Origin of the sequence: Bosea sp. PAMC 26642 (assembly GCF_001562255.1) — a bacterium.
GTDB lineage: Bacteria > Pseudomonadota > Alphaproteobacteria > Rhizobiales > Beijerinckiaceae > Allobosea.
Genome location: NZ_CP014301.1, coordinates 755,155 through 774,941 on the forward strand (window position 1 = coordinate 755,155; position 19,787 = coordinate 774,941).

Annotated in this window: 21 protein-coding genes; 7 read left to right on the forward strand and 14 right to left on the reverse strand. The window is 66.0% G+C overall.

What is annotated here, in order from left to right; translation table 11 throughout:
- Positions 1–114: 114 nt before the first annotated feature.
- From AXW83_RS03540 to AXW83_RS03555, 4 genes are all read right to left on the reverse strand, one after another.
- Complete coding sequence (locus tag AXW83_RS03540) at positions 115–849, reverse strand: superoxide dismutase (protein WP_066610700.1); 735 nt, start codon at positions 847–849, stop codon at positions 115–117.
- Between the two features lie 104 nt (positions 850–953).
- Positions 954–1,583: a LabA-like NYN domain-containing protein gene (locus AXW83_RS03545; RefSeq protein WP_066610703.1), complete on the reverse strand. Its 630-nt coding sequence runs from the start codon at positions 1,581–1,583 to the stop codon at positions 954–956.
- Positions 1,584–1,731: 148 nt separating this feature from the next.
- On the reverse strand, positions 1,732–2,316 hold the full coding sequence (gene pyrE / locus AXW83_RS03550; RefSeq protein ID WP_066619751.1) for an orotate phosphoribosyltransferase: 585 nt from the start codon (positions 2,314–2,316) through the stop codon (positions 1,732–1,734).
- 89 nt (positions 2,317–2,405) lie between these two features.
- Entirely contained in the window at positions 2,406–2,789 is a 384-nt protein-coding gene (locus AXW83_RS03555; RefSeq protein WP_066610707.1) for a tautomerase family protein, read from the reverse strand.
- Between the two features lie 114 nt (positions 2,790–2,903).
- Between AXW83_RS03555 and AXW83_RS03560 the strand changes: the two genes are divergently transcribed.
- Positions 2,904–3,749, forward strand: a complete 846-nt coding sequence (locus AXW83_RS03560; RefSeq protein WP_066610709.1) for a LysR substrate-binding domain-containing protein — start codon at positions 2,904–2,906, stop codon at positions 3,747–3,749.
- 6 nt (positions 3,750–3,755) lie between these two features.
- On the opposite strand, the gene era is transcribed toward AXW83_RS03560, so the two are convergent.
- The 3 genes from era to lepB are packed head-to-tail and all read right to left on the reverse strand — an operon-like array spanning position 3,756 to position 6,188.
- Positions 3,756–4,685 carry a GTPase Era gene (era, locus tag AXW83_RS03565; RefSeq protein ID WP_066610710.1) on the reverse strand — a complete coding sequence of 310 codons (930 nt, stop codon included), beginning with the start codon at positions 4,683–4,685 and terminating at the stop codon, positions 3,756–3,758.
- Positions 4,678–5,409: a ribonuclease III gene (gene rnc, locus AXW83_RS03570; RefSeq protein ID WP_066619752.1), complete on the reverse strand. Its 732-nt coding sequence runs from the start codon at positions 5,407–5,409 to the stop codon at positions 4,678–4,680. Before rnc ends, era begins: the two co-directional genes overlap by 8 nt.
- Entirely contained in the window at positions 5,406–6,188 is a 783-nt protein-coding gene (lepB, locus tag AXW83_RS03575) for a signal peptidase I (protein WP_442855218.1), read from the reverse strand. Before lepB ends, rnc begins: the two co-directional genes overlap by 4 nt.
- A 249-nt stretch (positions 6,189–6,437) precedes the next feature.
- Here lepB and aqpZ point away from each other — a divergent pair, with 249 nt between their 5' ends.
- Complete coding sequence (gene aqpZ, locus AXW83_RS03585; RefSeq protein WP_066610716.1) at positions 6,438–7,172, forward strand: aquaporin Z; 735 nt, start codon at positions 6,438–6,440, stop codon at positions 7,170–7,172.
- Between the two features lie 31 nt (positions 7,173–7,203).
- On the opposite strand, the gene acpS is transcribed toward aqpZ, so the two are convergent.
- From acpS to AXW83_RS03605, 4 genes are read right to left on the reverse strand one after another with little or no spacing between them, the layout of a single operon-like run.
- Complete coding sequence (gene acpS, locus AXW83_RS03590; RefSeq protein WP_066619756.1) at positions 7,204–7,605, reverse strand: holo-ACP synthase; 402 nt, start codon at positions 7,603–7,605, stop codon at positions 7,204–7,206.
- Positions 7,606–7,615: 10 nt separating this feature from the next.
- Positions 7,616–7,990, reverse strand: coding sequence for an HVO_A0114 family putative DNA-binding protein (locus AXW83_RS03595; protein WP_066610718.1), 375 nt, complete (start codon positions 7,988–7,990; stop codon positions 7,616–7,618).
- A complete protein-coding gene (locus AXW83_RS03600; RefSeq protein ID WP_066610719.1) occupies positions 7,987–8,271 on the reverse strand; it encodes a toxin-antitoxin system TumE family protein in 285 nt (94 codons plus the stop codon). The genes AXW83_RS03595 and AXW83_RS03600 overlap by 4 nt, the downstream gene beginning before the upstream one ends.
- Before the next feature lie 33 nt (positions 8,272–8,304).
- Complete coding sequence (locus AXW83_RS03605; RefSeq protein WP_066610721.1) at positions 8,305–9,060, reverse strand: pyridoxine 5'-phosphate synthase; 756 nt, start codon at positions 9,058–9,060, stop codon at positions 8,305–8,307.
- 248 nt (positions 9,061–9,308) lie between these two features.
- Here AXW83_RS03605 and AXW83_RS03610 point away from each other — a divergent pair, with 248 nt between their 5' ends.
- The 4 genes from AXW83_RS03610 (at position 9,309) to recO (ending at position 14,692) form a co-directional block, all read left to right on the forward strand.
- Complete coding sequence (locus tag AXW83_RS03610) at positions 9,309–11,021, forward strand: ATP-binding protein (protein WP_066610722.1); 1,713 nt, start codon at positions 9,309–9,311, stop codon at positions 11,019–11,021.
- A gap of 106 nt (positions 11,022–11,127) precedes the next feature.
- Positions 11,128–11,520: a DNA-directed RNA polymerase subunit omega gene (gene rpoZ / locus AXW83_RS03615; RefSeq protein WP_066610723.1), complete on the forward strand. Its 393-nt coding sequence runs from the start codon at positions 11,128–11,130 to the stop codon at positions 11,518–11,520.
- A 171-nt stretch (positions 11,521–11,691) separates the two neighbouring features.
- Positions 11,692–13,914, forward strand: a complete 2,223-nt coding sequence (locus tag AXW83_RS03620) for a RelA/SpoT family protein (RefSeq protein ID WP_066619759.1) — start codon at positions 11,692–11,694, stop codon at positions 13,912–13,914.
- Positions 13,915–13,948: 34 nt separating this feature from the next.
- Positions 13,949–14,692: a DNA repair protein RecO gene (recO, locus tag AXW83_RS03625; protein WP_066610724.1), complete on the forward strand. Its 744-nt coding sequence runs from the start codon at positions 13,949–13,951 to the stop codon at positions 14,690–14,692.
- On the opposite strand, the gene AXW83_RS03630 is transcribed toward recO, so the two are convergent.
- The gene (locus tag AXW83_RS03630) at positions 14,599–15,390 is read right to left on the reverse strand and encodes a DUF1003 domain-containing protein (RefSeq protein ID WP_082766921.1); all 792 of its coding nucleotides are present in this window, start codon (positions 15,388–15,390) and stop codon (positions 14,599–14,601) included. The two genes, recO and AXW83_RS03630, sit on opposite strands and share 94 nt — an antisense overlap.
- A 136-nt stretch (positions 15,391–15,526) precedes the next feature.
- Here AXW83_RS03630 and parC point away from each other — a divergent pair, with 136 nt between their 5' ends.
- Positions 15,527–17,773, forward strand: a complete 2,247-nt coding sequence (parC, locus tag AXW83_RS03635) for a DNA topoisomerase IV subunit A (RefSeq protein ID WP_066610726.1) — start codon at positions 15,527–15,529, stop codon at positions 17,771–17,773.
- 284 nt (positions 17,774–18,057) lie between these two features.
- Here the strand turns inward: parC and AXW83_RS03640 are convergent, their stop codons facing one another.
- Both AXW83_RS03640 and AXW83_RS03645 read right to left on the reverse strand, forming a co-directional pair.
- Entirely contained in the window at positions 18,058–18,663 is a 606-nt protein-coding gene (locus AXW83_RS03640; RefSeq protein ID WP_066610727.1) for an outer membrane protein, read from the reverse strand.
- Between the two features lie 83 nt (positions 18,664–18,746).
- Positions 18,747–19,772 carry a DUF2336 domain-containing protein gene (locus tag AXW83_RS03645; protein ID WP_066610729.1) on the reverse strand — a complete coding sequence of 342 codons (1,026 nt, stop codon included), beginning with the start codon at positions 19,770–19,772 and terminating at the stop codon, positions 18,747–18,749.
- Positions 19,773–19,787: the final 15 nt, after the last annotated feature.

Here is a 19,787-nt window from a genome sequence, read left to right on the forward strand (position 1 = left end):
GGATGAGGGAAGGGTCGCGCAAGCGGCCCTTTTTCTTGTTTGGGATGAGGTCCTTCCCTCATCCCTCACGGCTTCGCCGTGCCACCTTCTCCCCCGAGAGGAGAAGGACAGGCGCTACCCCATCGCTTTCTTGAAATTCTCGTTCGCCTTGTCCCAGTTCACCGCCTTCCACCACGCCGTGAGGTAGTCGGCGCGGCGGTTCTGGTGCTTGAGGTAATAGGCGTGCTCCCAGACATCGACGCCCAGCACGGCCTGCGCGCCGAGTTCGAGCGGGGTGTCCTGATAGGGCGTCGCCACGATGGCGAGCTTCTTGTCCTTGTCGACCACGAGCCAGGCCCAGCCCGAGCCGAAGCGGGTGAGCGCGGCCGTGTTGAGCTTGGTCACCAGATCGATGGTCGAGCCGATGGAGCCCGTGATCGCGCTGGTCAGTTCGCTGGAGGGCTGCTGCGCGCCGCCAGGTGTCAGCGAGCGCCAGAAGAAGGAGTGGTTCCAGTGCCCGCCGAGATTGTTGCGCACGCCGGCGCGCTGCGCCTCGGGGACGGCATCGAGGTCGGCGAGTATCGTCTCGACCGGCATCGTCTTTAATCCGTCCCACTGGCCGGCGAGCGTGTTGAGGTTGTTGATGAAGGCCTGATGATGCGCCGAATGGTGGATGCGCATCGTCGCCGTGTCGATATTGGGCTCCAGCGCCTCATAGCCATAGCCGAGCGGCGGCAGGGTGAAGACCGGCGGGGCGGGCGGAGCCGCGGGCGCCGGGGCGGCTTGAGCCAGCACGAGAGCAGGGCGCGCGAGCGCGGTCGCGCCGACGGAGCCTGCGGCCAACCCGCTGATGAAATGGCGGCGATGCATGATGGATTCCTCCCGGACGTATGACGGCGTCGGCTTCGCGGCACGAGGAACGCGCCGCAGCAAGACCTATCATAGCGGGAAGCAACCCGGCAGGCGGCCGGCCTTCAACCTTCGACGGTCTCGTCGCCCTGTCGGATGCCGTAGCGCCGCTCCAGCCCAGGATTGCCGGGCGTCACCGGGCCGTGTCCGGGGCCGCGCGCGGCGCGCTCGGAGGGGTCGCGCCCGATCTTCTGCATCAGATGCGCCAGGTCGAGGAAATCGTCGCATTGCCGGCGCAGTTCGTCGGAGACCATCGGCGGGTTGGTCGTGATCGTCGAGACCACCGAGACCTTGACCCCCTTGCGCTGCACCGCCTCGACCAGCGGCCGGAAATCGCCGTCGCCGGAGAACAGGTAGATCTGGTCGAGATGTGGGGCGAGTTCGAGCATCTCGATGGCGAGCTCGATATCCATGTTGCCCTTCACCCGCCGCCGGCCGGTGGCGTCGGTGAATTCCTTGGCCGCCTTGGTGATCACGCGGTAGCCATTGTAGTCGAGCCAGTCGACCAGCGGCCGGATCGAGGAATACTCCTCGCTCTCGATCAGGGTGGTGAAATAGAACGCCCGGATCAGGTTGCCGCGGCCCTGGAATTCCTTGAGCAGCCGGCGATAGTCCATGTCGAAGCCGAGCTGCTTCGAGGTGGCGTAGAGGTTGGCGCCGTCGATGAAAAGCGCGATGCGCGGATCCGCGGCCATGGCAATCACTCCGTCCTAAAATACCGATGACATGCAAGAATCAGCAATAATGTCGGTGTAACAATGTCTATCGAGGGCAGTTGTTCAAAAAAATCAGCAATTTGGCTGTGGCGTCTCGCCGCGCCGGCCATGCGATGCGGCAACAATCTCAGGCGCTCAGGCCACGGCTTCCGGGCTTCACGGCCGGGATGGCAGCGAGCTCCGGCGGCAGCGCGTCGGGCGCATAGTCGGGCACGTCCAGGCTCATCAGGCTGACGAGCTTCACGCCGATATCGACGCGGCCGCCAGAGCGGTCCACGAGGCAGGCCGCGCCCAGGATATTGCCGGGCTCGTCGGCGATCGAGGCCAGGCATTCGCGCGAGGACAGCCCCGTCGTGACGATGTCCTCGACCATCACGACCCGCGCGCCCTTGGGGATCGCAAAGCCCCGGCGCAGGCGAAATTGGCCGTCCTCGCGCTCGACGAAGATCGCCTTGGCTTTCAGGTGCCGCGCCGTCTCGTAGCCCGGCACGATGCCGCCCACTGCCGGCGAGACCACATAATCGACCGGTCCGAAGGCGGCCTCTATCTTGGCCGCGAGTGCCTTGCAAACGCGTTCGGTCCTGATCGGATCCTGGAAGATGAACATCTTCTGCAGGAACATGGCGCTGCGTCGTCCCGACGACAGGATGAAATGCCCTTCGAGCAGTGCGCCGGCATCGCGGAATTCGGCCAGGACGTCGTCGTCGGTCATGAAGCGCATCCGCATTAGAAGGTGGTCGATTTCCGACGGGTTTTGCGTCGGATTCGTAGCGGTTGCAAGATGTGGCGCAAGGTCATGGCTTATGCCACATACTGCGCAATCCCGCCGCCGAAGGACCAGTCCTCGCGCTTGACCTCCACCAGGTTGATGAAGATGTCGTCGGGCTTCAGGCCGGGGTCGCGCTGAAGGTTCGCAGCGATCGCGGCATAGAGCTTCTTTTTCTGCGTCACGCCGCGTGTATTGGCGACGGTGAGTTGGATGATCACCAGCCCGGCGCTGCGCTCGAAGCCGAAATAATTGGCGTCGAAGATGAATTCGCCGGCGTCATGCTGGTGGATGACGGCAAAGAGGTCTTTCTCCGGCACCTCGAAGGTGTCGCGCAGGGCGCGATAGACGCCGTCGACGATGGCGGCGGGCTCGGCGGCCGGGCGGCCGCGCCTCATGGAAATGCGGATCAGGGGCATGGTGTCTCTCCATAGCGAAGCGCGACTGCCGCGCCTTCGATCGTGAAGATAGCCTTGCCTCATTGATCGCAAAAGCATATCTATAACGATATCAAAGATACGGAATTATGATCTATGAATGTCCTCGACATCGACTCCGTCGCCTCTTTTCTGCATGCCGCTGAACTCAGGAGCTTCACGCGCGCGGCCGAGGCGCTCGGCACGACGCAGTCGCTGGTCAGCACGCGAGTGAAGCGTCTGGAGGACGGGCTCGGCCGGCTGCTGCTGCAACGTCACCCGCGCCTGGTTCGCCTGACGGCCGAAGGCGAGCGCTTCCTGCCTGCTGCGCGCGAACTGCTGGCGGCTCATGGCAAGGCTTTGTCGACCTTCACCGTCGCGCCCGAGCGCATAGCCCTCGGCATCAGCGAACAGGCGGTCGGCGCCGACATCGCGACCGTGCTGGCACGCCTCTCGGCTCACGATCCGGGCATCGTCATCAATCTCAGGATCGAGCCGTCACGGGGGCTCGAAAGAGCCTTCGAGCAGGGCGAACTCGATGTCGCGATCACGCGCCGGCTCGGCGCCGGGCGGACCGGGGAGGTCCTGTGCGAGGATGCGTTCGGCTGGTTCGCATCCGAAGGACTGGTACGCAGACCAGACGAACCTCTTCCACTTGTCAGCCTCATCCCCGAATGCTGGCTTCGGCAGCACGGGATGGATGCGCTCGACCGTGCCGGAATCGCCTGGCGCGAGGCCTTCATCGGCGGCGGCATGGCTGCTGTGCTGGCCGCCGTGTCGGGCGGCCTCGGTGTCTCGCCGCTGGCCGCGCGGCTCGCTCCGGCGGGTTCCATCGATGTCGGCCCGGACTGGGGCCTGCCGCAGCTGGGCTCATCGCAGGTCGTGCTGCGCAGCAACGTCGCGACACCGCGCGCGACCGCCTTCGTCAGGGAACTCGCGGCGGCCTTCAGGGCAGGGCGGTGAGGCAGATCACTTCTTTGGGAATTCCAGCCCCATCTCGCGATAGCGCTCCGGGTCGTCGCTCCAGTTCTCGCGGACCTTCACGAACAGGAAGAGATGCACCTTGGCCTCGGCGGCCTCGCCGATCTCGATGCGCGCCTTCTGGCCGATCGACTTGATCGTCTGCCCGCCTTCGCCGAGCACGATCTTCCGCTGGCCCTCGCGCTCGACATAGATCGTCTGCTCGATGCGCACCGAGCCGTCGGGCCGCTCCTGCCACTGCTCGGTCTCGACGGTCGAGCGATAGGGCAGCTCGTCATGCAGCCGCTCGAAGATCTTTTCGCGCGTGATCTCTGCGGCGAGGAAGCGCAGCGGCGCGTCCGAGATCTGGTCTTCCGGGTAAAGCCAGGGACCGAAGGGCAGGCGCGTCTCCAGCCAGCCCATGATGTCCTTGCAGCCATAGCCGGTCAGTGCCGCGATCATGAAGGTCGCCTCGAACTGGCCCTGCGCGTTCACCTTGGTGGTGATCTCGAGCAGCTTTTCCTTGGCAACGATGTCGATCTTGTTGAGGATCAGGAACTTCGGCTGCCTCAGCTCGGCGAGCTTCTCCAGCAGGCGGGTGTTCTCCTCGTTGTCGAAGCGCTCGACATCAACAAGCACGCCGATCAGGTCGGCATCGGTCGCGCCGCCCCAGGCGCTCGTCACCATGGCGCGGTCGAGCCGGCGCTTTGGCGCGAAGATGCCCGGCGTATCGACGAAAATCACCTGCGCCGGGCCCGAGAGCGCGATGCCGCGCACCTGCGTGCGCGTCGTCTGCACCTTGCGCGAGACGATCGAGACCTTGGCCCCGACCAACTGGTTCAAGAGCGTCGACTTGCCGGCATTGGGCGCCCCGATCAGCGCCACGAAGCCGCAGCGTGTGGGCAGGGTCGTGCCGCCTTCTTGTTCGGCCTCAGCCATTGTCGTTCTCCATGGTCTGCGTCCAGAGCCCCTCGCGGCGAAGGAAGGCTTCCGCCGCCGCCTGTTCCGCCAGGCGCTTGGATGGGCCCTGAGCCTCGGCGTCGTCGAGCCCGGCAATGCGGGCCGCGACGACGAAGCGGGGGGCGTGGTCGGGGCCGGACCGGCCCCGTTCGCTATAGGTCGGCGTCGGATGGCCATGCCCCTGGGCCCATTCCTGCAGCGCCGTCTTGGCGTCGCGCAGCGGCTTGACCGGCTTCAGCAGCCGCTCTCCGAAGGCGCGCTCGACCAGTCCGCGCGCCGCCTCGTAGCCGCCGTCGATGAAGACCGCACCGATGATCGCCTCGCAGGCATCGGCGAGGATCGCCCGGTTCTTGCGCGCACCGCCGAGGATCTCGCCTTCGCCCAGCCGCAGGAACGATCCGATGTCCCAGGCCTGGGCGACCTCGGCGCAGGTCTCCTTGCGAACGAGATCGGCGAGCCGGCGCGACATGTCGCCTTCTTCGGCAAGCGGATAGCGGCGAAACAGCATGTCGGCGACGCTGAGCCCGAGCACCCGGTCGCCCAGGAATTCGAGGCGCTGGTAGCTGCTCAGGCGTGAGCCTTCGGCGCTCATATGGCTCAGCGCGGTCGAGAGCAGGCCGCGATCGGCGAAGACGTGGCCGAGCGTCGCTTCCAGCCGCGCAAGATCGGGCGTCTTGCGCCCGCTGTCGCTCGTCTTGGTCACTTGATGCCGCTGAACAGGCGGCTCCAGCGCACCGTCCACGGCCATTCCCAGAGCCGCCAGGCCGAAGCCCCGTCCTCGATCGAGAAGAAGATGATTTCGGCGCGGCCGACGAAGTTCTCGAACGGCACGAAACCGACGCTGCGATCGCGCGAATCGAGCGAGTTGTCGCGGTTGTCGCCCATCATGAAGAAATGGCCCTGCGGCACCAGGAAGACCGGCGTATTGTCGAAGCTGCCGGTGTCGCCCTCGCGTTCGATGATCTCATGCGAGACGCCGTTGGGCAGGGTCTCGCGATACTGCGCCACCGGTGCGCTGCGGCCCCAGTTGTCGCTGGTGACGTAGTCGGCGATGCGCTCGCGCTTCACCGCGACACCGTTGATGTTCAGGATGCCGTTGATCATCTGGATCCGGTCGCCCGGCAGGCCGATCACGCGCTTGATGTAGTCGGTCGAATTGTCGGTCGGCAGCTTGAACACGGCGATGTCGCCGCGCTTGGGCTCGGCCGCCCAGACCCGGCCCTGGAACAGCGCCGGGCTGAACGGCATCGAATGCTTGGAGTAGCCGTAGGTGTATTTCGACACGAACAGGTAATCGCCGATCAGCAGGGTCGGGATCAGCGATCCCGACGGGATGTTGAAGGGCTGGAACAGCAGTGTCCGGATGACGAGCGCGATGAGCAGCGCCTGGACGACGACCTTGATCGTCTCGAGAACGCCGCCTTCGTCCTTGCCGGCCTTGTCCTGGGCCCGCTTGCTCTTGATATCGGCGTCGTTTGCCACGCGGGCGCTCCTGTGTCGGCTTTTCATCGCGCGGTCTAGCCGAATGTTGCCTGCGCGACAATGTCGCTGCAGGCACGGCTGTCGCGCTTCAGTCTGATGCAAGCGTTGATGGCATGGGCGCGTTCATCTGCGGCTGCAGTGCGGCAGGAATTCGGCGCGGCGCGCGCTACCCCGCCCCGCTGACGGCGATTGACCGCGATGACGGCGGGATGCAGCATCCGCGCAGGCCGAATCTGGGGGGAATGCGCCATGAACACCAAGAAATACGTCGCCGAGGCGATCGGCACGTTCTGGCTGACCTTCGCCGGCTGCGGCAGCGCCGTGATCGCAGCGGGTTTTCCACAGGTCGGTATCGGGTTGCTGGGCGTCTCGCTCGCCTTCGGCCTCACCGTGGTCACTATGGCCTATGCCATCGGCCACATCTCGGGCTGTCATCTCAACCCGGCCGTCACGGTCGGACTCGCGGCGGGCGGACGCTTCCCGGGCGGGCAGGTCGCACCCTATGTCGCGGCTCAGGTCGCCGGCGGCATCCTCGGCGCTCTGGTGCTCTATCTGATCGCAAGCGGCGCACCGGGCTTCGACCTCGCCAAGGGCTTCGCCTCGAACGGCTATGGCGATCACTCGCCGGGCAAATACAGCCTGTTCGCCGCGCTTCTGACCGAGATCGTGATGACGGCGATGTTCCTCTTCATCATCATGGGCTCGACCCATGGCAAGGCGCCGGCCGGTTTCGCTCCGCTCGCCATCGGGCTCGGCCTTTGCCTGATCCACCTGGTCAGCATTCCGGTGACGAACACGTCGGTCAATCCGGCCCGCAGCACCGGCGTCGCCCTGTTCGCAGGCGGTGCGGCGATCGGGCAGCTCTGGCTGTTCTGGGTCGCCCCCCTGATCGGCGGCGCTCTGGGCGGCATCGCCTATCGCTGGCTGAGCGACGAACCGCGCGGGCAGGTCACGGGCACGGCGCCGGCAGTCCCCGCCGAATAGGTGGGCTCGGCGCCACTCTCTCCGCGGTCGCTCAACCGATCGGCCGGGCCTCGATCACCACGAAGGCCTGCGCCAGCGGCGGGTCGTCGGTGAGCGAGACATGGACGATGGCTTCGTGCCCGGCCGGCGTCATCGCCTTCAGCCGTTCCGCCGCGCCGCCCGTCAGCCTCAAGGTCGGCCGCCCGCCCGGCAGATTGATCACTTCCATGTCGCGCCAGAACACCCCGGCACGCAGGCCGGTGCCGAGCGCTTTGGAGCAGGCCTCTTTGGCCGCGAAGCGGCGGGCATAGGAGGCCGCCCGCGTCGCGCGCCGGTCGGACTTTGCCCGCTCGCCCTCCGTGAAGATGCGGTGGGTGAAGCGCTCGCCGAAGCGGGCAAGCGATTTCTCGATGCGCGTGATGTCGCAGAGGTCGGAGCCGATACCGAGGATCATGGCCAGACCGTCAAGCGACTGCCCGCAGATCGAAGCCGGCATGGATCACGTCGAAGGGCACGAGCACCTTGCCGTCGTCGGTTCGCTCCACGATGCCCCAGTCTATCATCGCTGTCACATCGTCATGCACGCGTCTGATATCGCGGCCTAGCGCGCGGGCAAGCCCGCGAATGCTCGCGGGCCCGATCGTCTGAAGCCGCTCGATCAACTCCCAGCGCTTCGGAGTGATGACCGCAAAGAGTTGCGCGGGCGAACTGAAGGTCAATGTCGTCACAGGGTCGGAGGGCTCGCCGCTGCGCCAGGCCGAGACGAAACCGCGGCCCATCTCGCGTAGCACCTCTTCGGCGCTGCGTTCTGTCTCGATGCGAATGACGGCGCGCCTCATGCGACCAACCTCTCTAGAACATCGGCGAGAAAGTCTTCAATCAGTTTCTCGGGCGACGTGAATTCGTAGAACATCTCGACGCCATCGAGATGGCGATGATCACCCTTGCCACGTTCGTTGTCGTAGCCGACGATCCTGACGCCGTTGCGGCCGAAATACAGACGATACTTGTATGGATGCTTGCTGCCGAGGACAGGCTTTGGGAGCTTCCAAATCACGAGCTCGGCGATCGAACCGTCCGGGAGCACAAATTTCTCATTGTGTACCCGGACAGCCTTCATGTTGTCATGTATGTCATCGGCTGATTGCCGCTGTCAAACGACACTTCCGCGTCCCGCGTCCATCGCCGCGCGCATCTGCGCGATCGCTGCCTCGAATCCGACGAAGATCGCCTCGCCGATCAGGAAATGGCCGATGTTGAACTCGACGAAGTCCGGCACGGCGGCGAGCAGCCGCGCCGTGTCGTAGTCGAGCCCGTGCCCGGCATGGACCTCGATCCCGAGCGACGCTGCATAGGCCGCCCCGTGCGCCAGGCGCGCGAATTCCGCCTTGGCCTTCCCGTCATGCCTATCGGCCACGGCGTGGCACCACGTGCCGGTATGGAGTTCGACGACCGGCGCGCCGAGCTTCGCCGCCATGGCAATCGGTGCCTCGTCGGCCTCGATGAACAGCGAGACGCGGCAGCCGGCCTCGCGCAGCAGGGCGATGCGCGGGGCGAGCATGTTTTCCTGACCGACGACGTCAAGACCGCCCTCGGTGGTGCGCTCCTCGCGCTTCTCCGGCACGAGGCAGGCGGCATGGGGTTTCAGCCGCCGCGCCAGCGCGATCATCTCGTCGGTCGCCGCCATCTCGAAATTCAGCGGCTTGGTCAGCTCAACCGCCAGCCGCTCCATGTCGGCGTCGCGGATGTGGCGGCGGTCTTCGCGCAGATGCGCGGTAATGCCGTCGGCGCCGGCCGCGATCGCCAGATGGGCGGCCCGCACCGGGTCGGGCAGGGCGCCGCCGCGCGCATTCCGCACGGTCGCGACATGGTCGATGTTGACACCCAGCCGCAAGCGTTTTGCCGTCATCGCATGTCCCCCGTCGTCGGCGCTGCTTAGACGCAGCGCGCGCCTAGCTCAAGAAAAGGAATGTGATCGCTGGGGCCACGGACGCTGATGGATCGCGCCGACGGATGCCGACAACTGGCCGGTCCGCCTTGGGGGTTCGCTAACCCTGCCGGCAGGCTCTCCTCGCGCCGTCATGCGCCGAAGGCAATCATCAACGGCTTGCGCCTAGCTTGCCGGTGCGACGGGGTGGGTGAAAGGCGGACGATATCGTGCAGCTGGCAGTCAACAGGGCGGCTTTCGAGAACACGAGCACGGTCGAGCGGCGCGATGTGGCGCAGGATGCCGATCGCGTTCTCGGCCGCGTGATCTCCTGCGATGGTTCGCGCGCCACGATCGCCTCGACAGTCTCCGCCGCCGGTCGTCTCGGGCCCGACACCTGGACGATCGGGCGCATGATCTCGATCAACCTCGGCCGCACGCGTGTGGTCGGCCTGGTCTTCCAGATGCGCGCCGTCGAGAACCGCTGGCAGGACGATGCCGAGAATGCGGTCCATGTCGACGTCGAACTTCTCGGCGAGGTCGCAGAGAGCCCTGCCGGTGTCACGCGCTTCCAGAACGGCATCAGCACCTACCCCCCCATCGGCACGATCGCGCATCGCATCCGCGCCGGCGACCTCGCCCTCGTTCACGATCTCGGCGACCGGGCCGGCATCGACATCGGCGAACTGACGCAGGACGCCGGCATCCCTGCGACCATCTGCATGGAAGACATGCTGTCGCGCCATTTCGCCATTCTAGGCACCACGGGCGTCGGCAAGTCGAGCGCGGTCGCGCTGCTGCTGCGCCGGGCGATCGCGGTCAAGCCGCGGCTGCGCGTCCTGGTACTCGATCCCCATAACGAATATGCCAGCGCCTTTCCCGACAAGAGCGTGGTGATCGATGCCGAGCGCCTCGATCTGCCGTTCTGGATGTTCCGCGTCGAGGAATTCGCCGATGTCGTCTTTCGCGGGCGCACGCCGCTGGAGGACGAGGCCGATATCCTGCGCGAGGTCATCGGCATGGCCCGAGCGCGTTATCGCGCGCCCTCCAGTCGTGACATGGCGCGCGACCTCGGCTCGTCGCTGTTGAAGCGCCCGCTTGATGTCGCTGCCGAATGGCGGCCATCGGACAAGCTCGGAAGCTCGGCCGACGCACCGACGCCCTATCGCATGACCGATGCGCTCGCGGTTCTCGACGAACTGACCGGCCTGCACGAGATCCGGTATCCGCGTGCCACGTTGCGCTCGCTCAAGGTCCGCGTCGAGACGCTCTATGCCGATCCGCGCTACGGCTTCATGTTCGCTCGCGCCAACATGAACGAGACGATGGCCCCCGTCATCGGCCAAATCTTCCGCATTCCCCAGCATGGCCGCCCGATCACGGTGTTCCAGCTCGCCGGCCTGCCCGCGGAGGTCGTCAACGCCGTGGCCTCGGTGTTGGCTCGCATAGCCTTCGATCTCGCCATGGCGAGCCGCGGTGGCTACGAGATTCTGCTGCTGTGCGAGGAGGCGCATCGCTACGTTCCCTCCGACCCGGCCCAAGGCTTCGCGCCGACACGCCAGGCCATCGCCCGCATCGCCAAGGAAGGCCGCAAATACGGCGCCTATCTCGGCATCGTGACCCAGCGCCCGGGCGAACTCGATTCGACCATCCTGTCGCAATGCTCGACGATCTTCGCAATGCGCCTCGCCAATGAGCGCGACCAGCAGATCATCCGCGCGGCCATCGCCGACGCCTCGGCCTCGACCATCAACTTCCTCTCCTCGATCGGCAATCGCGAAGCGATCGCCTTTGGAGAGGGCGTAGCGACGACGATGCGGATGCGCTTCGCCACGCTGGAGCCCGCCGAACTGCCGGCCATGGCCGGGCTGCGGACGGAAGTCGCCGGCGCGCGCGAGCCCCTTCTGGAGGAACTGGTCGGCCGGATGCGCGGCGCGGGCTGAGGTCGCTGCCGCGGGGGCAGCAAAATCTTGCATCCCCCCGGCTTTGCCTGTAAGGCCGGGGCCAACCATATCCCCCTGCATCGCCAAGATCAGAAGGAGCCGCCCCATGGCTCGCGTTACCGTTGAGGACTGCATCGACAAGGTCGATAACCGCTTCGAGCTGGTTCTGCTCGCGAGCCACCGCGCCCGCATGATCCAGTCCGGCTCGGCGATCCTGGTCGCCCGCGACAACGACAAGAACCCGGTCGTCGCCCTGCGCGAGATTGCCGACGAGAAGCTTAAGCCCGAGGATCTGAAGGAAGACCTGATCCATTCGCTGCAGAAGCATGTCGAGGTCGACGAGCCCGAGGCCGAGACCGTGCCGCTGCTGGCGGCTCCCGGTCAGAGCGCTTCGACTCCCGATTCGGAAGTCCAGTTCGACCGCATGAGCGAGGACGACCTGCTGCGTGGCCTCGACGGCCTCGTGCCGCCGACCGAGAGCGCCGACGACGAGGATTGATCCTGCATTCGCAGCGATTGAATCAAGATCTTCATTCGATTTGCTAAAGCCCGGCCCTGCCGGGCTTTTTCATGCCGGCAATGCCGATATTCGCCTTGCCGCTGGTCGCCGCGGCGCCGATATTGACAGGGCGGCGGACAACAAGCAGGCGAGGCAAGAGCCCGTATGGGCATGATGCGGCAATACGAGCTCGTTGACAGGGTCAGGAGCTACAACCCCAACACCGACGAAGACCTGCTCAACCGGGCCTATGTCTATGCCATGCGCGCCCATGGCACGCAGAAGCGCGCCTCAGGCGATCCGTTCTTCGCCCATCCGCTCGAAGTCGCGGCACTCCTCACCGATCTCAAGCTCGACGACGCCACCATCGTCGCGGCCGTCCTGCACGACACGGTCGAGGACACGGCAGCGACGCTCGAAGAGATCGAGAGCATGTTCGGCCCCGATATCCGCCGGCTGGTGGACGGGCTGACCAAGATCAAGAAGCTCGATCTCGTCTCCAAAAAGGCGGCCCAGGGCGAGAACTTCCGCAAGCTCCTGCTCGCCATCGTCGACGACGTCCGGGTCCTGCTGGTCAAGCTCGCCGACCGGCTGCATAACATGCGCACGCTGCACTACATGGCGCCCGAGAAGCGCCTGCGCATCGCCGAGGAGACGGCCGAGATCTACGCCCCGCTCGCCGGCCGCATGGGTATGCAGGAGCTGCGCGAGGAGCTTGAGGAACTGGCGTTCCGCCACATCAAGCCCGAGGCCCACGCCACGGTGACCAAACGGCTGGAGGAGGTGACCGAGCGCGAGGGCAAGGTCATCGGCGCGATCGAGAAGGACCTGAAGGACAAGCTTGCCGCGCGCGGCATCCAGGCCGATGTCTCGGGCCGACGCAAGCGTCCCTATTCGATCTGGAAGAAGATGGAGCGCAAATCGGTCTCCTTCGAGCAGCTTTCCGACATCTTCGGCTTCCGCGTCATCGTCGCCCAGCCGGAGGATTGCTACCGCGTGCTGGGCATCGTCCACATGACCTGGCCGATGGTGCCCGGCCGCTACAAGGACTACATCTCGACGCCCAAGCAGAACGATTATCGCTCGATCCACACCACCGTCGTCGGGCCGGGCCACAGCCGCGTCGAACTGCAGATCCGTACCGACACGATGGACCGCATCGCCGAATACGGCATCGCCGCCCATGCCCACTACAAGGACGGCCGGGCCGCCGAACTCACGCAGTTCGCCGATGAGAGCCGGGCCTATCAATGGCTCAGGCGCACGGTCGATCTCCTGGCCGAGGGCGACAGCCCCGAGGAGTTCCTGGAGCACACCAAGCTCGAACTCTTCCACGACCAGGTCTTCTGCTTCACGCCGAAGGGCCGCCTGATCGCCCTGCCGCGCGGCGCGACCCCGATCGATTTCGCCTATGCGATCCACACCAATGTCGGCAATACCGCCGTCGGCGCCAAGATCAACGGCCGCATCGCGCCGCTGCTGACCGAACTCCAGAATGGCGACGAGGTCGAGATCACCCGCGCCGAGGGCCAGGTTCCGCCCGCCGCATGGGAATCGCTCGTCGTCACCGGCAAGGCCCGCGCCGCGATCCGTCGCGCCACCCGCACCGCCGTGCGCCGGCAATATGCCGGCCTTGGCCGCCAGATCCTGGAGCGGGCCTTCCAGCGCGCCGAGCGCCCCTTCACCGACGAAAAGCTCAAGGCCGCGCTGAGACGGCTCGCCCGCACCGCCGTCGACGACGTGCTGGCGGCGGTGGGCCGTGGCGAGATGTATTCCGGCGACGTCGTCAAGGCGGTCTATCCCGACCTCGAACTCGAGAAGCGGGGCGCGCCGGAGCCGAAATCCGTCGGCGCCGGAACCGGCAACGGCAAGGGCTGGTTTGGGCTGCCCAGGGGCGACAACCTCAAATTCAAGCTCGCCGACGAGTCGTCCGATGAACCGAACGCGATTCCGATCAGGGGCCTCGGCGGCGATCTGCCGGTGCGCTTCGCGCCCGATGGCGGCGCCGTGCCCGGCGACCGCATCGTCGGCATCCTGACGCCAGGCGAGGGCGTCACGATCTATCCGATCCAGTCGACGGCGCTTGCAGCCTTCGACAACGAACCCGACCGCTGGCTCGACGTGCGCTGGGATCTCGACGACAAGGCGCCGCAGCGTTTCCCCGCCCGCATCATGCTGAAGTCGATCAACGAGCCCGGCTCGCTCGCCCAGATCACCACGACGATCGCCGAACACGACGGCAATATCGACGCCGTCGCGATGAACCGGCCGAACGCGGACTTCACCGACGTCACCATCGACCTGACGGTCTGGGACCTGAAGCATCTCAGCGCCATCATCAGCGAATTGCGCGAGAAGCGCGTGATCAGCCGGGTGGAGCGGGTGGTTGGGTAGGCGCGCGTCCTCGCGCCAGCTCGGTTAGCGAGCCATGGAATGGACCGACCAGGGTACGATCATCGGCGCGCGCCAGCATGGCGAGAATTCGGTGATCCTCGAGGTGATGACGGCCGGCCACGGCCGCCATCTCGGTCTCGTGCGCGGCGGTCGCTCCTCGAAGCAGCAGCCCGTGCTCCAGCCCGGAAACGCCGTCTTGCTGACTTGGCGGGCGCGCCTCGACGAGCATCTCGGCGAATACAAGGTCGAGCTGTTGCGATCCCATGCGGCAAGGCTGATCGAGGCCCCGGTCGCGCTCTATGGCCTGGCGACGATCGCAGCCCTGCTGCGCCTGCTGCCGGAACGCGATCCCCATCCCGCTTTGCACGAGGGGCTGACGGTGCTGATCCAGCATCTCGATGAACTCGGCCTGGCGCCGGCGCTGGTGGTGCGCTTCGAGATCGCGATGCTGGCCGAACTCGGCTTCGGCCTCGATTTGACGCGATGCGCGGTCACCGGCTCACCCGACGATCTCAGCCATGTCTCGCCGAAATCGGGCAAGGCGGTCAGCCGCAAGGAAGCCGCTCCCTATCTCGACCGGCTGCTTCCGCTGCCGGCGTTTCTCAGTGAGGGGCAGGGGGCGCGCGCGCCTGGCGCTGCCGACATCGCGGCAGGCTTTGCACTTACAGGCTTCTTCCTGCGTCGCTACGTCTTGGAGCCGCGCGGTTTGGGCGAGCCGCCGGAGCGGGCGCGGCTGGTCGAGATCGCCGCCCGCGCATCCTTGGCGTCCGAGGTCTGAGCGCTGCGGAGTTCCTGCAGCAACTCGATCTGGACCTCCTGGATTTCGGCAAGCCTCTGCCATTGCCGGTTCACCAGATGGTCCATCTTCTCGTGCAGATGGCGGATTTCGAGCTCGGCCTTGAGGTTGACCTGATAGTCGTTGCGCGAGCGGGCTCGATCCTTCGCCTCCTGGCGCTGCTGGCTCATCATGATGACGGGCGCCTGCACGGCTGCCAGGCATGACAGCAGCAGATTGAGCAGGATGAAGGGGTAGGGGTCGAAGCTCGTGGCTCCGAGAATATTGATCGCCATCCAGAAGGCGATGACGACGCCAAACGAGATCAGGAAGGCCCAGCTGCCGCCGAAGGTCGCGACGCTGTCGGCGAGACGCTGGCCGAAGGTCCGGTCGCGATCGATCTCGTCATCGGTGTTGCTGGTGATCAGCTCGGAGCGGGCGAGGCTTTCGGCCACCTGCTTGTCGAGTTCGCTCATCTCGCCGCGTTCGCTCGCCAGCATGGCGTTGACATAGCGCGAGCGGTAGAGCGCCACCTGGTCCTGGCCGATCAGCGCATGGGCCGGCAGTTCGGGATGGTCGCTGCGGATCGCATCGGCGAGCGCCGGCCGCAGCGCATCGAGGCTGACCAGCTCTTGCCGCGGCAGGGCTCGCCCGGTCAGGGCACATGCCGCGGTTCCTGCGCTGTGTTCGTGGTTCGGCATGGCGTCGCTCCGCGGTGTGCTTTAGGCCCGTATCGGTCGATTCTACGTGTGGACACCGGGCTGCATCCTTGTAGTCGCGTGATTCGCGCCGTGCGATAGAGACGGCGCAAAGAATCGTGAGCGAGGTAGGCAAGCAATGGGAAAGCCGGTCGATCCGCCGCCGGAGGACGAATCCGAGCGCATCGATCTGAAGACGGCGCTCGAGGAACGCTATCTGGCCTATGCGCTATCGACCATCATGCACCGCGCTCTGCCGGATGCGCGCGACGGGCTGAAGCCGGTGCATCGCCGCATCCTGCACGCGATGCGGCTGCTGCGGCTGGACCCCGGCCAGGTCCACAAGAAATGCGCCCGTATCGTCGGTGACGTCATCGGCAAATTCCACCCCCATGGCGACCAGTCGGTCTACGACGCGCTGGTCCGCCTCGCGCAGGACTTCGCCCAGCGCTATCCGCTCGTCGACGGGCAGGGCAATTTCGGCAATATCGACGGCGATAACGCCGCCGCGTACCGGTACACCGAAGCGCGCATGACCGAGGTCGCGCGCCTCCTGCTCGACGGCATCGAGGAGGACGCGGTCGATTTCCGCGAGACCTATAATGGCGAGGACGAGGAGCCGATCGTGCTCCCCGCCGCCTTCCCGAACCTGCTCGCCAACGGCTCGCAGGGCATCGCGGTCGGCATGGCGACCTCGATCCCGCCGCATAACGCCGCCGAACTCTGCGACGCCGCGCTCTATCTGATCCAGCACCCCGATACGACGTCGCAGCAGCTGATGACCTTCGTGCAGGGACCGGATTTCCCGACAGGCGGCATCATCGTCGAGACCAAGGCCTCGATGGCCGAGACCTACCGCACCGGGCGCGGCGCCTTCCGCACCCGGGCGCGCTGGCATGTCGAGGATCTCGGCCGCGGCACCTGGGTCGTGATCGTCACCGAGATCCCCTACATGGTCCAGAAGGGCCGGCTGATCGAGAAGATCGCCGAACTCTTCAACGAGAAGAAGCTCCCACTTGTCGCCGATATCCGCGACGAATCGGCCGAGGACATCCGGGTCGTCATCGAGCCGCGCGCGCGCAACGTCGATGCGACGTTGATGATGGAATCCCTCTTCCGGCTGACCGAGCTGGAATCGCGCCTCTCGATGAACATGAACGTGCTGACCGGTGGGCTGGTGCCGCGCGTGCTCGGCCTGAACGAGGCGCTGCGGGCCTGGCTTGATCATCGCCGCGACGTGCTGCTGCGCCGCTCGCGCTTCCGGCTGGGGCAGATCGAGAAGCGGCTGGAGATCCTGCGCGGCCTGCTGATCGTCTATCTCGACCTCGACCGGGTCATAAAAATCATCCGCGAGGAGGACGAGCCGAAGATCGAGCTGATGCGCTTCTTCGAGCTAACCGAGATCCAGGCCAACGCGATCCTCGACACCCGCCTGCGCGCCTTGCGCAAGCTCGAGGAGATGGCACTCAAGACCGAGCTCGACGAACTCACCGTCGAGAAGGGCCAGATCGAAGGGCTGCTCGCCTCCGATGCGACGCAGTGGAAGATGATCTCGCACGACATCCGCGCGGTGAAGAAGCTTTTTGGCCCCGAGACCGCGATCGGCAAGCGCCGCACCACCTTCGCCGACATGCCCGACACCACCGATATCGACCTGGCCCAGGCCATGGTCGAGCGCGAGCCGGTGACGGTGGTGATCTCGAAGAAGGGCTGGATCAGGGCGTTGAAGGGCCATGTCCAGGACCAGTCGACGTTGACCTTCAAGAGCGACGACACGCTGAAGACGGCGTTCTTCACCGAGACGACCGCGAAGGTGCTCGTCCTGGCCTCGAACGGCAAGGTCTTCACGCTGGAGGCCTCGAAACTGCCGGGCGGGCGCGGCTTCGGCGATCCGATCCGCCTGCTGATCGAGCTGGAGGAGACCGCCGAGATCGTCTCCGCCTTCCCCTATCGCCCCGGCCTGAAGCTGCTGATGGTCACGACCGACGGGCGCGGCTTCGTCGCCCCGACCGACGACGTCGTCGCCAACACCCGCAAAGGTCGGCAGGTGCTCAATGTCGAGGCGCCGGTGGCGGCGCTGCTGGCGGCGCCTGCCGAAGGCGATCATGTCGCGATCATCGGCGAGAACCGCAAGCTGGTCTGCTTCCCGCTGTCGGAGGTAGCAGAGATGGCGCGGGGCAAGGGCGTGCGCCTGCAGCGCTACAAGGATGGCGGCGTCTCGGACGCAAAAGTCTTCAAGCTGGCGGACGGCCTGACCTGGCGCGACACCTCGGGGCGGACCTGGACCGTGGCGCAGACAGAACTGATGGAATGGCTCGGCCATCGCGGCGAAGCCGGCCGTCTGCCGCCGAAGGGTTTTCCGAAGAACAACAGGTTCGGCGGGTAGGGCTCTTCCTTCCCCCCTTGCGGGGGAAGGTGGCAGCGCGAAGCGCTGGCGGATGAGGGGTCGCAGGCCGCCAGCCGGACCTCAAATTGTCTCATCTCCACCCTTCGAAAGCGCATCCAAACCCCTCATCCGCCCCTGCCGGGGCACCTTCTCCCGCAAGGGGAGAAGGGAAGAAGGCGGCGCTGCCGAGGGGCGGCCGGCCAGAACCACGATATGTATCAGGCTGTTGCGGTCTTCCGCAGAATCAGTTTGCGAGGCCCATGAAGCCAGCCGTCAGGGCGACTTCACCGGATCGCCTGCCCAACCACGCCGACTTCGAGCCCAAGCGTCAGATTGTTCGTCACCGCCCATTCGACACCCGCCCGCGCCTCCGGCCTGACCGCGATGTCGCTGCGCGAGAAGGGCTGCGAGAACGAAGTCGCGCCGAAGCGCAGGGTCTCGTTGGCCGCTGCCGCCCCAACCTTGGTGTAGAGAAGCAGGTTCTCGGCCAGCAGCACGCCCGTCTTGATGTGGAAGGCACCGGCGAAGTCCCGCGTCAGGGCGATGCTGTTGAAGCTCGGCGTGCCGTAGCCGCCGACGGCCGGCATGTATTCGAGCGCACCGACCACGCCATAGACGAAATTGCCCTCGCGCCGCATCGTCCCGGCCTCGAGCCCGAAAGTCGGGCCGGCGTTCGTTCCCAGCCGCTTCGAGCTCGTCACATGGAAACCCGTCGAGATCCGGGCATAGGAGCCGTCCCATTTCACGCCGCCAGGTGCCAGCGTCGGCTCCGCCCAAGCGAAGGAGGGCAGGGCGTCGAAACCGGAGAAGGGCAGGGCAAGCTGCGCCTGCGCGCCGCTCGCACTCAAAGCGATGGCGCAGGCCGCACCGGATAGAAGCGGAAATCTCACGTCGAAGCCATCCTCGTCGCCATCTCGTAATAGGCTAGCAGATGGGCGCTCGATTGTCGCGGATTTGTGGCCGGGTCCGATCCTCAGCCAAGCTTGGTCTTCACTTTCAGGAAGCGCAGCGTGCGGTCGGCGAAGGCTGCGTCGAGCTTGGCGTAGCTTTTCAGTGCATCCTCCATATCGTTGGAGGAGAACAGCAGCCGCCGCTCGCGCAGCGCCATGACGGCACGGAACGCATCCATTCCGACGCCAAGCGATTTGCAGGCGACCGCTATGCCGCTGGCATCGCGCTGCATCAGCACGCGCAAGGCGCGTTCGGTCGTGATGTCGACGGCTTGCGCCAGCACCTGCGCCAGATGATAGGCGCGGTCCTCCTCCGCCAGCATGATCAGCACGTCATCGAGCTCCCGCGTCCGGGCGGCGAGGTCCGAGAGCAGCAGCTTGACCTCGAGCCGCTGCTGGCGCGCCTGACGCGCGAGCGCCTGGGCGTCGGTGATCCGCGAGTTCGGCGGCACGGCGCCGTCACCCATCTGCTCGACGATGCGCAGCACGCGCTGCGCCCGGCCCGGCGTGAGGTCGGAGCGACCCGCGAGAGCGGACGCCACCGCGGCATCGTCGCCGCCGCGCTGCAACAGCCTGTCGAAGCCGGTGTCGGAGAACAGCGCGCCTTCATTGGAGCTGACCGTCTGCAAAACGTTATTGTCGCCGCGCTCGACCAGGATCTCGGTCAGGCTCTCGGAGAGCTGGACGCGCTCGGCGATGGCGACGAGATGGCGTTGCGACTGGCTGACGGCGATCGCCGCGAGATCGATGTCGGTCAGAACGGGCGACAGTTTCAGCACGAGGCGCGCGACATCGGCATCGGCATCGCTGGCCAGCGTCGTCGCGACCTCGTGCGGCAGGCTCGGCACCGCCGCGACCTGGTCGGCATAGCTCTTGCGGTCATCGGCTTCGAGGCGCGACAGCGAATGCACCGCGATTTCGCCGTAGTGCTCCTTGGCCAGCACCGTCGGGTCGTCATCGAGCAGGAACAGGTCGGTGACGGCATTGAGCAGTTGCCGGCGCGAATCCGGCGACATGTCGGCGGGCATCCGGGTCAGGGAATGCAGCATGAAGCCCCCAGGCCA